The 13,625-nt window shown below is 64.0% G+C and carries 9 protein-coding genes and 1 tRNA gene; 6 read left to right on the plus strand and 4 right to left on the minus strand.

All coding sequences use genetic code 11. The features are described 5' to 3' along the window. Positions 1–102: 102 nt before the first annotated feature. From ispA to HU767_RS12700, 3 genes are all read right to left on the minus strand, one after another. Positions 103–990 carry a (2E,6E)-farnesyl diphosphate synthase gene (ispA, locus tag HU767_RS12690; protein ID WP_186729650.1) on the minus strand — a complete coding sequence of 296 codons (888 nt, stop codon included), beginning with the start codon at positions 988–990 and terminating at the stop codon, positions 103–105. Next, the gene (locus HU767_RS12695; RefSeq protein ID WP_003185917.1) at positions 987–1,229 is read right to left on the minus strand and encodes an exodeoxyribonuclease VII small subunit; all 243 of its coding nucleotides are present in this window, start codon (positions 1,227–1,229) and stop codon (positions 987–989) included. The genes ispA and HU767_RS12695 overlap by 4 nt, the downstream gene beginning before the upstream one ends. Before the next feature lie 219 nt (positions 1,230–1,448). Next, entirely contained in the window at positions 1,449–2,585 is a 1,137-nt protein-coding gene (locus tag HU767_RS12700) for a Fic family protein (protein WP_186729651.1), read from the minus strand. Between the two features lie 476 nt (positions 2,586–3,061). On the opposite strand from HU767_RS12700, the gene HU767_RS12705 reads away from it, so the two are divergent. Then, positions 3,062–3,850, plus strand: a complete 789-nt coding sequence (locus HU767_RS12705; protein ID WP_186710545.1) for a DUF2135 domain-containing protein — start codon at positions 3,062–3,064, stop codon at positions 3,848–3,850. A gap of 514 nt (positions 3,851–4,364) precedes the next feature. On the opposite strand, the gene HU767_RS12710 is transcribed toward HU767_RS12705, so the two are convergent. Continuing rightward, positions 4,365–4,471, minus strand: a tRNA-Asp gene (locus HU767_RS12710). 42 nt (positions 4,472–4,513) lie between these two features. Between HU767_RS12710 and HU767_RS12715 the strand changes: the two genes are divergently transcribed. From HU767_RS12715 to HU767_RS12735, 5 genes are read left to right on the plus strand one after another with little or no spacing between them, the layout of a single operon-like run. Next, positions 4,514–5,593 (plus strand): DUF2138 family protein, encoded by a 1,080-nt coding sequence (locus HU767_RS12715; RefSeq protein WP_186729652.1) that lies wholly within the window; start codon positions 4,514–4,516, stop codon positions 5,591–5,593. Further along, the gene (locus tag HU767_RS12720) at positions 5,578–6,237 is read left to right on the plus strand and encodes a DUF1175 family protein (RefSeq protein WP_186710539.1); all 660 of its coding nucleotides are present in this window, start codon (positions 5,578–5,580) and stop codon (positions 6,235–6,237) included. Before HU767_RS12715 ends, HU767_RS12720 begins: the two co-directional genes overlap by 16 nt. After that, complete coding sequence (locus HU767_RS12725; RefSeq protein WP_186729660.1) at positions 6,234–10,802, plus strand: alpha-2-macroglobulin; 4,569 nt, start codon at positions 6,234–6,236, stop codon at positions 10,800–10,802. Before HU767_RS12720 ends, HU767_RS12725 begins: the two co-directional genes overlap by 4 nt. A 1-nt stretch (position 10,803) precedes the next feature. Next, positions 10,804–12,423 carry a DUF2300 domain-containing protein gene (locus HU767_RS12730; RefSeq protein ID WP_186729653.1) on the plus strand — a complete coding sequence of 540 codons (1,620 nt, stop codon included), beginning with the start codon at positions 10,804–10,806 and terminating at the stop codon, positions 12,421–12,423. A gap of 3 nt (positions 12,424–12,426) precedes the next feature. Continuing rightward, positions 12,427–13,257 carry a DUF2135 domain-containing protein gene (locus HU767_RS12735; protein ID WP_186710535.1) on the plus strand — a complete coding sequence of 277 codons (831 nt, stop codon included), beginning with the start codon at positions 12,427–12,429 and terminating at the stop codon, positions 13,255–13,257. Positions 13,258–13,625: the final 368 nt, after the last annotated feature.

Below are 13,625 nucleotides of genomic sequence, written 5' to 3' on the forward strand. Positions count from 1 at the left end.
TTATAGGTATAGAAAGAGGCGGCAGTTTACCTTATGCATCGCAAGCTGCCCACGCGTAGGCCGGAACTTGGCCGATACGCAATCTTTAGGGTTGACCTTGTATCAGCTGCGTCGTTCGACGATATAACGCGCCAAGTCGCGCAACGGCTCTGCCGCCGCGTCAAAGGGTCGCAGCGCGGCCAGGGCCTGGTCGCGCAACTCCAGGGCATAGGCCTTGGCCGCGTCGAGGCCGAGCAGGGCCGGGTAGGTCGGCTTGTCGCGCGCGATGTCTGCGCCCTGGCGTTTGCCCAGGGTCTGGGTATCGCTTTCGACGTCAAGGATGTCGTCCTGCACCTGGAACGCCAGGCCGATGGCCCGGGCGTAGGTCTGCAAGGCTTGCAGTTGTGCGGGGGTGGCCCGACCGCTGGCCAGGGCGCCGAGTTTGACGCTGGCTTCGATCAAGGCACCGGTCTTGTGCCGGTGCATGTATTCCAGCGCGCCCTGGTCCAGCTTCAGGCCCACCGAGCCCAGGTCGATGGCCTGGCCGCCGACCATTCCGGCAGGGCCTGCCGCCAACGCCAGGGCGCTGACCATGTCCAGGCGAACCTGCGCCGGGCAATCGCTCAGGGCCGGGTCCAGCAGTGCGCTGAAGGCCAGGCTCTGCAAGCCGTCGCCAGCCAGGATCGCGCAGGCTTCGTCGAATTGCTTGTGAGTGGTCGGCTGGCCGCGGCGCAGGTCGTCATCGTCCATGGCCGGCAGATCGTCGTGCACCAGCGAATAGGCATGGATCAGTTCCACCGCGCAGGCGGCGCCGTTGGCCTGTTCGGCCCGGCCGCCCAAGGCTTCGCACGCGGCATAGGCCAGCAGCGGCCGTACACGTTTGCCGCCGTTCATCACGCTGTAGCGCATGGCTTCGTACAGGCGCGCCAGTTCCGGGCTCGGGGCGCTGAACAAGGTATCCAGTGCAGCATTGACCCGGGCCTGGCTGCTGGCCTGATAGGCGCCGATCATTCAGGTTGTTCCGCGTCGAAAGGCTCTTCGGTCAGTTCACCGTCGCGTTCGAGCAGCAATTGCACCTTCTGCTCGGCCTGGGCCAGCGCCGCCTGGCAGTCGCGAGTCAAGCCGATACCCTGCTCGAAGGCGGTCAGCGAGTCTTCCAGCGACAATTCGCCGTTCTCCAGGCGTTCGACCAGCGTTTGCAGGTCGGCCAGGGATTGTTCGAAATCCAGTGCAGCTTTTTTGCGGGCCATGGCGGCTATTCCGGTTGACTGTTAAACCGGCGCGACACTAGCAGACATGGGGTGTTCGGGCAAATCAGGGCGGGGTAACGCGGGCTGTGATCCAGTGCTTTTGTGGCGAGGGAGCTTGCTCCCGCTCGAGCGCGCAGCGGTCGCAAACTGGATCGACCCGGCGGGTTTGGGGCTGCTGCGCAGCCCAGCGGGAGCAAGCTCCCTCGCCACAATCGGTATTCAGTTGTCTGGATAGTTGATTCTGTACCGGGTGCTGCGTCCGCCACCGGGCATCCGCTCCAGGCAGCCTTTTTCCAGCAGTTCCGCCAGGTGTCGCGTGGCCGTCGCCTTTGAGACCTTGGCCACGGCTTGATATTGAGCGGCGCTGATCCCCTGCCCGAAGCCTTTTTCGCCGCCATCGAGCAACCGGTTCAGCACTTTGGTCTGTTCAGGGGTGAGAGCTGAGGCGCGATGGGCCTGCCAGAACCGTGTCTTGCCCAGCACGCTTTCGATTTGCGCCATCGCGGTGTGCAGGCTGCGCAACAGCGTTTGCAGAAACCAGGTCAGCCAGGCGGTGATATCCAGCGTGGCCTTCTGGCTGTTTTCAAGGATTCGGTAATAACCGGCGAGGTCATCCAGGATGCTTGCGGACATGGCGTAGAAGCGGATCGCCTGGGCCTCGCCCTGGGCCAATGCCAGGTCGGTCAGGGTGCGGGTCAGGCGGCCATTGCCATCGTCGAATGGGTGCAGGGTGACAAACCAGAAATGAGCGATGCCGGCTCGCAGCAACGGGTCGAGATCGACCTGATGACGGCTCGCCTCGAACCAGTCGACAAACCGCTGCAACTGCTCTTCAAGACCCTGGCGCGGGGGGGGCTCGAAGTGAACGGTAGGTCGGTCCAGCCTGCCCGAGACCACTTGCATCGGTTCATCGCCGCGTAGCGTGCCGACGCGGATCTGCCGATGAGCCAGATCGTTGGTTTGATCAGGAAACAGCCACTCGTGCCAATCCAGCAAGCGCTCGACAGTCAGCGGCTGGTTGAAATGCTGGGTTGCGTTCAGCAACAGATTCGCCAAGCCCTCGCTGCGTGGGCTGGCGGGATTGTCGTCGACGGGCTCCAGGCCCAGTCGGCGAGCCAGGGACGAGCGCACCGAACCCACATTCAATTGTTCTCCTTCGATGGCCGAGGAGGTCACGATGTTTTGCAGCAAGGCATCCAGTTCGTTCTGGGCGCTGAGCGAAGCCGTGACCGCGCCCGTCATGCCAAGCAATTGACCTTGGGCCTGCACGCACTCTCGCAGCAGCGGTGCCAATGCTTCAGCTTGCCAGTGGAAGTCGGGCCAATCGGGCTGTTGCCAGAGCCAATGAGGTGCCATGAGCCTGTCCAGAGATGAATGAGCCGAATAATAGCGCTATTCGGCTCATTTCGTGAGCCGAATAAACCCGCTATTCGGCTCACGCCTCTCCCAGTACGTGATTTCCCACACAGAATCGCGTGTTCCCCGATTGTGAAAAATCCGTCAAATGGCTACTCTTCGCGCCATCTACGGCCCCTTGTAACGGCAATGCCGTTCACTTAAGAAGAATGATGACCCTGTGGCGAGGGAGCTTGCTCCCGCTCGGCTGCGAAGCAGTCGTAAACCGGCGGGTGCGGTGTGTCTGATACGCCGCAATTGGCAGGTTTTGGGGCCGCTTCGCGGCCCAGCGGGAGCAAGCTCCCTCGCCACGGGTTTATCGATTGCCTTAAGTGAACAGCATTGCCTTGTAACGGGGCCCTCAGACGAAACCCGAATAATTACAAGCAGCGCCCTGGAAGGGCGCCGGGTTGCGTCGTGCATGGCAGGAGGCATACGTGCGTTTTCTTTCTTTATTGATCGTGTTGCTCGGTGCGCCGTTGGCGTGGGCCGCGCCTTCGGCTGAAATGTCGGAGCCGGTGGGCGGCTGGCGCTACAGCGGCTTGCTCGATCGTACGGAAAACCCTCAAGTCGCGTATCCCACGCCACCCATCGACCGCGGCATCCAGCGCAACCGCACGATGATCGAAGGGCAAATCAAGGCGATGGGCACGGCGCGCCAGCCCCACAGCCTGGCGGTCAACGGCAATCCACTGAATCTCTATACCGACGACGAAGGACGGTTCGCCCGGCCGTATGCGTTCGGCGCCGGCTCCAACAGCGTCGAGGTGCGCAGCTCCGAAGGCCAGTCCCTCAAGCGCGTGCAATTCTATGAAGCCAACAACCTGCGCACCCCGGCGCAGATCCGCGTGGTGCTGGGCTGGGACGACCCCAAGGCTGAGCTCGACCTGCATATCGTCACACCCGACGGCCAACATGCCTTCTTCGGTCGCCCGGCGCTGACCAACGGCGGCGGCCTCGACCCGGATGGCGTCGATGGCCCCGGCCCTGAGATGTTCACCATGACCGCGCCGATGCACGGCACCTACCTGGTCTACGTGAACTATTGGGGCAACTACGGCAGCGGCGGCTACAACTTCGATGAGACCAGCAACCAGAACGAGGTGATCACCTCGCAGATCAACCTGGTGCTCAACGAAAACACCGTCGATGAAAAACGCGAGACCTTTGTCGTGCCCCTGCGCGCCATTGGCGATCTGTTGCTGGTCAAGACTTTCAACTACTAAATCCGCTCCACGGATGAACAGGCCCTTGTGAATATGAGCGACAACACTGCTTCCCCGACCACGCCGACACCTGTCGCCAAACCTGTGCGCCGCTGGCCGGCGATACTGATCGGGCTGTGCCTGGTCGCCGGTGTGGCCGCCGGGCTGGGCTGGTTCATCAACAAGCCCAAGGCGCCGCCCATGGCGTTGGCATTGGAAAAACTCGGCCTGAGCCGTCCCGACGGCTTGCTCGAGACCCATTCCCTGAGCCAGTTGCCCAAGGACCTGTTGGCGGTGCCGTTCCTCAAGGCCACGCTCACCGAGGACTTCGTCTTCTATTACGAAGCCCATGCCGACCGCCTCGGGCTGATCGGCAGCCTGCGCCGGATCATCTACGAGCATGACCTCAAGCTGCAGGACAGCCTGATCGAAACGCTTTTCGACCAGCCGGCCGACGTCGCGTTGTGGCGCGGTGCGGACGGTCGCCTCAAGGATTTCCTGTTGGTGATGGATCGCGGCGGCCTGGCCAAGGTGCTGGAGCCGTTGGCAAAAGTCGCCTTGGATGACACCCAACTGAGCAAGCTCAGCGACCTCAAGGTCGGCGGTGACGACGTCGCGCTTTACCAGCTCAGCTACAACGCCAGCAAATCCCTGGCCTTCGCCTCCCACGGCGACAAACTGGTCGTGCTGTCCAACCCGACCAAGCTGTACGACCCGGCCAGCGGGTCGGCGGTGGAGCCGGGCAGCGTTTCGACGACCGCCCTGGCCGCCTTGCTCAACGGCGACAAACTGTTCCCTGAAGCCTTCGGCCTGCCGGCCAAGGCGCCGGAGGTCAAGCAACGCATCTCGGTCAGCGCCAGCGTGCTCGCCATGGGCTACCAGCGGTTCATCCCGAACTTCGCCGGCTTGCGCTTCGACATGGACGACAAGGGCTGGCACAGCTTCCTGGCCCTGGACGAGCAGGAAAACCAGCCGGACTTCGACTTCAAGCCAATCTGGCAAGCCATGCCCATGGGCGCCAGCGCTTGCGTGGCCTTGCCCCTGGCCGCCGAGCAGCAGAAACCATTGCTGGTGAAACTGGGCGCCGACGAAAAAGCCGCCCAGGCCATGGTCGATCATGTGACCGGTGCCGCCGGCCTGTGCTGGTACGCCGATTCGCGGCTGTACACGCCGCTATTGGTGGCGAGCCTGAATGACGACGACGGCAAGCTCGACGCCGACCTGGGCAACCTGTTCGGTTCGATGGTCGGCGCCTATGAAAACAACGTCGCCGAACACGCGTTCCCGGTAGTGGAAAAGCAAGCAGGTTCGACGCACCAATGGCAACGCCAGGTCAGCTCCAATTTCGGGCCTTATTCGGCCAAGGAAGCCGAGCAACCCGAAGCGATCACCGGCAAGGCGTTCCTGCGGGTCAGCCTGGCCCGTCATGGCTCGACCTTGCTGTTCTCCCTCGACGACAAGTTGGTGGACAAGGCCCTCGGCACCCTCGACAAGCGCTTCCCGCCCATGGCCGAGGTGGTGCCCCAAGACCTGCTGATGCCGGTCTACTTCGGCCCGGATTCCATGGCGCAACTGATGCAACGCGAAACCCTCGACAGCCTGCCCCAGGACATGGAGCCGGTGTTCTACAACGCCGCGCAAACCTACCTGATCCCGAAACTGCGCACCCTCGGCGGCTACGGCAAATACGCCCTGACCTTGCCCGCGGGCAGCGAGCCGGACGGCCATTGGCAGTGGCTGCCGCTGGAATGGAAAGCGCTGTGACCGCACTGATCCGCAACCCTGCGTTGACGCTGCTGCTGGCGCTGCTGCTCGGCGGGCCGGCGCGTGCCGTCGAGGCGCCGGCGTTGGACGTGCAGCAGTCCCAGGTCTTTCGCGCCTGGTTCGTGCGCATTGCCCAGGAACAGCTGACCAAAGGCCCGAGCCCGCGCTGGTACCAGCAGGATTGCGCCGGGCTGGTGCGTTTCGCCGCCAACGAAGCACTCAAGGTCCACGATGAAAAATGGCTGCGCAGCAATGGCCTGTCCAATCGCTACCTGCCCCCGGAACTGCCCCTCAGCGATGCGCAACGGCGCCTCGCCCAGCAGTGGCAGCAGGGCGGCGGCAAGGTCGGGCCCTACGTCAACGCCATCAAGCTGATCCAGTTCAACAGTCGCCTGGTGGGCCGCGATGTCGCCCAGGCCCGCCCCGGCGACCTGATGTTCTTCGATCAGGGCGATGACCAGCACTTGATGATCTGGATGGGCCGCTACATCGCCTATCACACCGGCACCACAACCCCTACCGACAACGGCATGCGCTCCGCAAGCCTGCAACAACTCATGAACTGGAAGGACACCCGATGGATACCCGACGCAGCCAACCCCAACTTCATCGGCGTCTATCGACTCAACTTTCTCTCCCAATGACCGGTGCCCGCATGCTGCGCTTGTGTTCAAAACTGCCCCTGCTGTTCGCCCTGTTGCTGGCACCCCTGGTTAATGCCGAAGACACGGTGGAGCCCAGCGGCTACACGCCGGTGTCCGGCGAAAGCTTTTTCCTGCTGGCCGACAGCAGTTTTGCCAGCGACGAACAGGCCATGGTTCGCCTCGAAGCGCCGGGCCGCGACTACCGTCGGTACCGCATGGAACCCTACGGCGGCGCCGACATCCGCGTCTATCGCATCGAAAAACCGCTGGAGTTCCTCAAGCGCCAGAAAAACCTGCACCGCGTGGTCAGCGACGGCCAGTTCAAGGGCGAAGGCCTGTCGAACACCCTCGCGTACCTGTGGGACAACTGGTACCGCAAGTCCCGTCGAGTGATGCAACGGGCGTTCTCCTACGAATCGCGCCAGCACGTCACCGAGCAAGTGCCGGAACTTAGGATCGGCGACGCCCTGGTCGCGCCGACCCCGTACGAGGCACCGGCGCAATTCGCCTTGATCCCGGGCTTGCCGGTGGTCAGCCAGTTCCGTTATCCGCTGTGGCAGGCCAAGCCAATCCAGCCGCCAGCCGGGGTCAACCTGGCCGGTTCGTCCAGTGAGTTCGTCAGCGTCGCCCCGGGCAACGTCTATGTGCCGCTGGGCCAGTTGAAGCCTGGCTTGTACCTGGTGGAAGCGCTGATCGGCAAGTATCGCGCGACCACCATGGTCTTCGTCTCCAACACCGTGGCCGTGAGCAAGATTGCCGGCGATGAATTGCTGGTCTGGACCGCACGCAAGCATGAAGGGCGTTCGGTGCCCAAGGTCAATGTGCTGTGGACCGACGGCCTGGGCGTGATGAGCAGCGGTGCCACCGATGAGGACGGCCTGCTGCGCCTCAAGCACGTCAGCCCGGAGCGTTCGTTCGTCATTGGTGAGGACGAGGAGGGCGGCGTATTCGTTTCGGAAAACTTCTACTACGACAGCGAAATCTACGACACCAAGCTGTATGCGTTCACCGACCGGCCGCTGTACCGGCCGGGGGATTGGGTGTCACTGAAAATCGTCGGTCGCGAGTTCAAGAACGCCCGTGACTCGGTGCAACCGACCGCCGCCGACGTCAATGTCAGCGTCCTCGACGCCACCGGCACCGCGCTGCAAACCCTGGCCCTGAAGCTCGACTCCAAGGCCGGTACCCAAGGCCGTTTCCAACTGCCGGAAAACGCCGTGGCCGGTGGTTATGAGCTGCGCTTCAGTTACAAGGACCAGCTCTACAGCAGCGCCTTCCGCGTCGCCGAATACATCAAGCCGCACTTCGAGATCGCCCTGAACCTGGCCAAGCAGGATTACCGCACCGGCGAGCCGGTCAAGGGCAACCTCGTGCTGCTGTACCCGGACGGCAAGCCGGTGGTGAATGCCACGGTGAGCCTGAGCCTGCGGGCCCAGCAACTGTCGATGGTCGATAACGAGCTGCAATACCTGGGGCAATTCCCGGTGGAACTGACCAGCAGCGAAGTGACCACCGATGCCAAGGGCAACGCGACCCTCGACCTGCCGGCCGCCGACAAGCCGAGCCGCTACACGCTCACCGTGTTCGCCAGCGATGGCGCGGCGTATCGGGTCAAGACCACCAAGGAAATCCTCATCGACCGTGGCGCGGCGAATTTCCGCCTGAGCGCTCCCCAGCGGTTCAGCGCCGCCGGCCAAAAGGTGTCGTTCAGCTACGCCAACGAAGGCGGCACCGAACAGGCCAAGGCTGTGACACCCGGCAGCTACGCCTGGGTGCGCCTGGAAGACCAGAGCACCGGCGAAGGCAAGCTGGCGGCCAAGGATAAGGGCTTCAGCCTGACCTTCGAGCGCCCCGGCACCTACAATCTGACGCTCAAGGATGACCACGGTCGGGTCATCGGTGCGGCCGCCCATGCGGTGACCGGTGAAGGCATCAAGGCCGTGCCGGGCACCGTCGAGATTGTCTTCGACAAGCCTGAATACAAGACCGGTGACGAAGCGCTGGCGCTGATCACCTTCCCCGAGCCGGTCAGCGATGCGTTGCTGTCGCTTGAGCGGGACAAGGTCGAGGCCACGGCGCTGCTGTCCAAGGGTGGCGACTGGCTGAAGATGGAAAAGCTCAGCGACACCCAATACCGCGCGCGCATTGCCGTGAAGGATAGCTTTGCGCCCAACCTGACCTTCTCGGTGCTGTACACCAAGGGCGGCCAGTACAGCTTCCAGAACGCCGGCATCAAGGTGATCACGCCGCAGATCGATGTGGCTGTCGTCACCGACAAAGCCACCTATCGTCCGGGCGACACGGTGACCGTGGACCTGAGCACCCAGTTCGCCGGCAAGGCGATCCCGGCGCACCTGACGGTCAGCGTGGTCGATGAGATGGTCTACGCCCTGCAACCGGAAGTGGCGCCGACCATCGACCAGTTCTTCTATCACCCGCGCCGCAACAACGTGCGCACCAGTGCCAGCCTGTCGTTCATCAGCTATGACGTGGCGCTGCCAGGCAGCCCCGGCGCGCCGGGCAAGGCCAACCGTAGCGAGCGTGGGGTCAAGGTGCTGGAGCGGCCACGGCGTGAAGACGTCGACACCGCCGCGTGGCAACCGGAGCTGGTCACCGACGCCAACGGCAAGGCCCGCTTCACCTTCAAGATGCCGGACTCGCTGACCCGCTGGCGCATCACGGCCAAGGCGATCGCTGACGACGGCCAAGTCGGCCAGAAGAAGCAGTTCATTGCGTCGGAAAAACCGCTGTACCTGAAGTGGAGCGGCCCGACCCGCTTCCGCACGGGCGACAAGCCGCAACTGGGCCTGTTCGCCTTCAGCCAATCGGAAAAACCCCTGAAGGCCGAGCTGCTGATCCGTTACGCCGGCGCTGAACAGCGCGTGGTGGCGGAGCTGAAAAACGGCATCAACTACGTGGCGCTGCCGGCCCTGGAATTGAGCAGCGGCGACTTGACCGTGCAGTTGCAATTGAACGGCGAAACCCAGGACGCCCTGGCCATGCACCTGAACGCCAGCGGCAACGGCTGGCAAGTGACCCAGAGCCAGCGCCTTGATGTGGCCAGCGGCGACACTCCGCTGACCTTGCCGACCGACGCCACAGATATTCGCCTGCGCCTGGATGACAGCCCGCCAGCGTTGTTCCGTTCGGCCCTGGATGACCTGCTGAGCTACCCCTACGGTGGCGTCGAGCAGACCGCCAGTCGCCTGTTGCCGTTGAGCATTGCCTATCCGACCCTGGCGTCGAATCCGCAGATCCGCGACCGCTTGCGCTTGATCATGCAGAACAGCCGCTTGCGCCTGGTGCAGATGGCCGGGCCGTCGGCGAGCTTCACCTGGTGGGGCCAGGACGGTGAGCCAGATGCCTTCCTTACCGCTTACGCCTATTACGCCGATTGGCACGCCAGCCAGGCCCTGGACCTGAGCCTGCCGCCGGAACACTGGCAGCGGGTGCTGGAGGTCTACGCCAAGGAGGCCGCGGATACACCGCTGCTGCAACGTGCGTTGATCCTGTCGTTCGCCAAGCAGATGCAACTGCCGGTGAATACCTTGCTCAGCGGCCTGATGGACGACCTGGCGAAGGCCAGCGAAGACAGCACCGAGAGCGTGCTGGACAGCGGCGAGGACAGCCTGGTCATGTACGCGCCGGACTCCGCCCTTGGCCTGGCCAGTGCCCGAGTGCTGGCCGCGTCCCTCGCCAAGCAGGCGAAGGTGCCGTTGCCCGCGGCCTTCAGCCGTCAGGCCGACGCCGCGCAACAGCAACTGGAGCTGAGCTCGCAGCCTTTCGTCGAGGCTTTGCTGCTGTCGCTGCAGAGCTTCGATCAAGCCCGCGCCACGGCACTGCTGGAGCGCGTGCTGCCGCAGCAGTCCACCCTGGAACGGGCGCTGGCCCTGACCTGGTTGCAGCGCAGCATCGAACAGGCCGCGCCGGCCGTGGCCCTGGCGCCGGGCGAAGGCTGGGTTGCCAAGCAAGGCGCGACCGGTGAAACCTACTGGCAGTGGCAGGGCGCGCAGCTTCCAACGATGCTGACCCTGAACGGTGCAGAGGAGCGTCCACTGCAAGCGGCATTGAGCTTCCAGAGCCAGCAAGCGCCGGTGGCACCGATGGCCGTGTCGATCACCCGGCGCCTGTCGCGCTTGGTGCCGGGCGACGAGGCCTTCACCTTCAAGCTCGAAGCCGTGGGCAACAAACCGTTGTCCAGCGACAGCCTCTACCTGGATGAAGTGATCATCAACAGCAAGGCTCCGACGCCACTGCGCTACGGCATGCTCGAAGTACCGTTGCCGCCGGGCGCCGATGTGGAACGCACCACCTGGGGCATCCAGTTGATGGGCAAGGCCGACAGCGAGCCGACATCCCTGGAAAAGGCGCGCTTCGAGCCGGGCCAGATGGCCTATGCGATACCGCTGGACGCCCTCAGTGGCGAGCTGCGCCTGCGGCACTTGGTGCGCTTCTCCCAGAAAGGCCAGTTCAGCTTGCCGCCGGTGCGCTTCACCCAAGTCTATGCACCACAGAATCAGGCTCGCGAACAGAAACCGGCGCTCGGTCAGGTGACGGTCAACTGACATGCGCAGGCCTTGGGGTTGGTGGTGGTTGTGCTTGATTCCTGCGCTGGCGACAGCGCAGGACGAGCCGTTGCGCCTGGCCTTCGACGGTCAATTGCTGCGGGTGAATCAAACCCAGGTGCTGGATCGCCAGCCATTGCCCGACACGTTGCAGGCACCGTTGGGCAGCCTGTGGAAGCTGTTTGTCTACGCCTGGCTGGTGGACACCAACGCTCGCGAACCGGTCTATGAGTGCCGCGGCGAGTCGAAGGAAGAAGTCTATTGCTGCAATCCCGGGCAGAGCATCGGTCGTGACCAGGCGCTGGTGAAGTCCTGTGGCTTGTATTTCGAGCCGCAGCGGCTCGGGCTATCGGCCTCGAATTGGCGCGATTACTGGCAGGCGCGCCAGGCCCCGGCCTGGTTGTTGGACCTGCCAACGCTGCAACCCCAGACGCAAGTACCGGTCGCGGGATTGCTCAAGGCCCTGGCCATGCTGCCGGCCCAGGACCAGGCCCGCCGGGTGCTGTTGGACGTGGTCCTCGGGGCGGCGGACGGGCGGCTGGTCGGTGAGTTGGGCAGCCGCCTGCGGGTCAAGACCTGGAGCTGGTTGGGTGACCAGGGGCCTTCCTCGCGGCAGGGCGGTTTTGCCGGTTGGCTGTCTGACGGTACGCCGGTGTGGGCCGGTGGCCGTGGCACCAGCCAGCAGGTCCTCAAGGTCTACGGCGAAGGTCTGGCGGCGGCGTTGCCGTCCCGCTGGCCGGCGGACACCGGGCGCTGCGTGGAAGTCGATCTGTTTGCCCGTTATCCGTTGCAACGGGTGATGGCCGGCGAGCGGCCGGCCACACCGGGTCAGCTGCGCGGTGACTACCGCGTCGAATTCACCAACGGCAACCAATTGGACATCCACAGCGATGGCGAGCTGTTCCTGCTGCCCGGCAAGCTGGTGGCGCGCCTGGACCGCGAGGAGTACGTCGCCCGGGTCTTGCAGCGCGAAGCCAAGGCAGAGCCCGCCGAAGCCGCCAAGGCCCTGGCGGTGGCGATTCGCACGTATCTGCTGCAAAACGCCCAACGCAACGGTGATTGCCTGAGCATCGACGACAGCAGCCATCGCCAGCGTGTCGCGCCACGCCCGGCGGCGCCTGGAACCCGGGCTATTGCCGCTTGGACCAGCGATCTGGTCTTGGCCGGCACCGATGTCACCTACCACTCCGACCAGCCGGGCCCGGACAAGCTGTCCTGGGCGCAAGCCGTGGAGCAGGCCAACGCTGGCCAACGCTACGACGCCATCCTGCTGCACGCCTACCCGCGCGCCAGCCTCAGCCGCTGGGACAACCCGGTGGCGTCCTGCGAGGCGCTGCCCGCCGCCCAGGACTGGCTGCTGAAGCAGCGCCGGGGCTGGCGCGAGCGACTGGAAAGCGAAGTCGGCTACAACGAAATCAGCGCTTTCGCCGTCTGCCGTGTCGCCTTCGGCCGGCCGTATGTCGACCGCGAACGCCAGCGCATCTACGTGCGCGGCGTGCTGTCGCTGCAAGACCGTCTCGACCTGACACATGAATATTTGCACCTGGCCTTCGAAGCTCACCCCAACGGCCAGGACGAAACCTATATCGAAGGGCTCGCCCGTCACCTCTTGCTGGAATAGACCATGACACTCCGTTATCCACAGGTCTTGCTGTTGCTCTGCGCCCTGACCGCGTTATCACCGGCCATGGCCGCCGACTCTATAAAGCTCGACACCCCCATTGGTGGCTGGCGCAGCGGTGCGCCGGGGGGTGAAGGCGAAAGCTTCAGCCAAACCGTCAATTACCCGGCCTCGTCGGTCAACACGCCCCCGGGCCAGGCCGACACCGCGCGCATTACTGGGCAGATCAAGGGTGCGCCCAAAGACAGCAACGCGCCGGGCCAGTTGATCGTCAACGGCGTCAGCCTGCCGCTGAAACTGGATGAAGAAGGTCGCTTCGACCGGCCGTTCTCGTTCCCCAACGGCAGCAACAGCGTTGAAGTGCGCAGCGCCGATGGCCAGCAGCGCCACCGCACGCAGTTTCTCAACACCAGCGGCGGCGCCACCCCGGCCAAGCTGCGGGTGTTGCTGACGTGGGACAGCGACGGCACCGACCTGGACCTGCACCTGGTCACCCCCGATGGCGCGCACATCTGGTACGGCGACCGCGCCGTCGCCAACGGCGCGGCCCTCGACGTCGACGTCACCACCGGCTACGGCCCGGAAATCTTCGCCATGCCCGCGCCGATCAAGGGCCAGTACTTGGTGTATGTGAATTACTACGGCGGCGGTTATCGCAGTGAGGAGGACGGCGAAGAGGGCGAGTCCGTGGCGCAGGCGCAACAGGCCTTGACCACCGCGCAGGTCACCGTGATCACCGAAGAGGGCACGCCGAACGAGAAAATGGAAACCTTCGTCGTGCCGATGCGGGCGGTGGGGGAGCTGACGTTGGTCAAAAGCTTTAGCTACCCGTAAGCCGCCTATCAGCAGCCAAAGCTGAGGTAGCAGCCTGTGGAGATCTCCTAATGTGGGAGCGGGCTTGCTCGCGAAGACGGCGGCACATTCAGCATCAATGCAAGCTGACCCGCCGATTTCGCGAGCAAGCCCGCTCCCACAGAGGAACTGTGGCGAACGTCTGATCTGTGAGCGCTCGAACCCCCCTGTGGGAGCTGAGCTTGCTCGCGATGACGGTCTTGCATCCACATCAATGCAAGCTGATGTACCGCTATCGCGAGCAGGCTCGCTCCCACAGGGTTGGATGGGCTGCAATAAAAAATCTCACGCGTGAGCTATTGTGGGGTTTGGAAAGTGCCTGTAGTGTTTCTCACGCGTGAGTTTTTCAC

It is taken from the genome of Pseudomonas sp. SWRI179 (assembly GCF_014268705.1).
GTDB lineage: Bacteria > Pseudomonadota > Gammaproteobacteria > Pseudomonadales > Pseudomonadaceae > Aquipseudomonas > Aquipseudomonas zanjanensis.

Bases quoted from the DNA above. Each gene is read 5' to 3' on its own strand.
- HU767_RS12730 (WP_186729653.1), top strand. From the start codon at position 10,804: ATGCGCAGGCCTTGGGGTTGGTGGTGGTTGTGCTTGATTCCTGCGCTG.
- HU767_RS12700 (WP_186729651.1), bottom strand. From the start codon at position 2,585: ATGGCACCTCATTGGCTCTGGCAACAGCCCGATTGGCCCGACTTCCAC.
- ispA (WP_186729650.1), bottom strand. From the start codon at position 990: ATGATCGGCGCCTATCAGGCCAGCAGCCAGGCCCGGGTCAATGCTGCA.
- HU767_RS12695 (WP_003185917.1), bottom strand. From the start codon at position 1,229: ATGGCCCGCAAAAAAGCTGCACTGGATTTCGAACAATCCCTGGCCGAC.
- HU767_RS12725 (WP_186729660.1), top strand. From the start codon at position 6,234: ATGACCGGTGCCCGCATGCTGCGCTTGTGTTCAAAACTGCCCCTGCTG.
- HU767_RS12735 (WP_186710535.1), top strand. From the start codon at position 12,427: ATGACACTCCGTTATCCACAGGTCTTGCTGTTGCTCTGCGCCCTGACC.
- HU767_RS12720 (WP_186710539.1), top strand. From the start codon at position 5,578: ATGGAAAGCGCTGTGACCGCACTGATCCGCAACCCTGCGTTGACGCTG.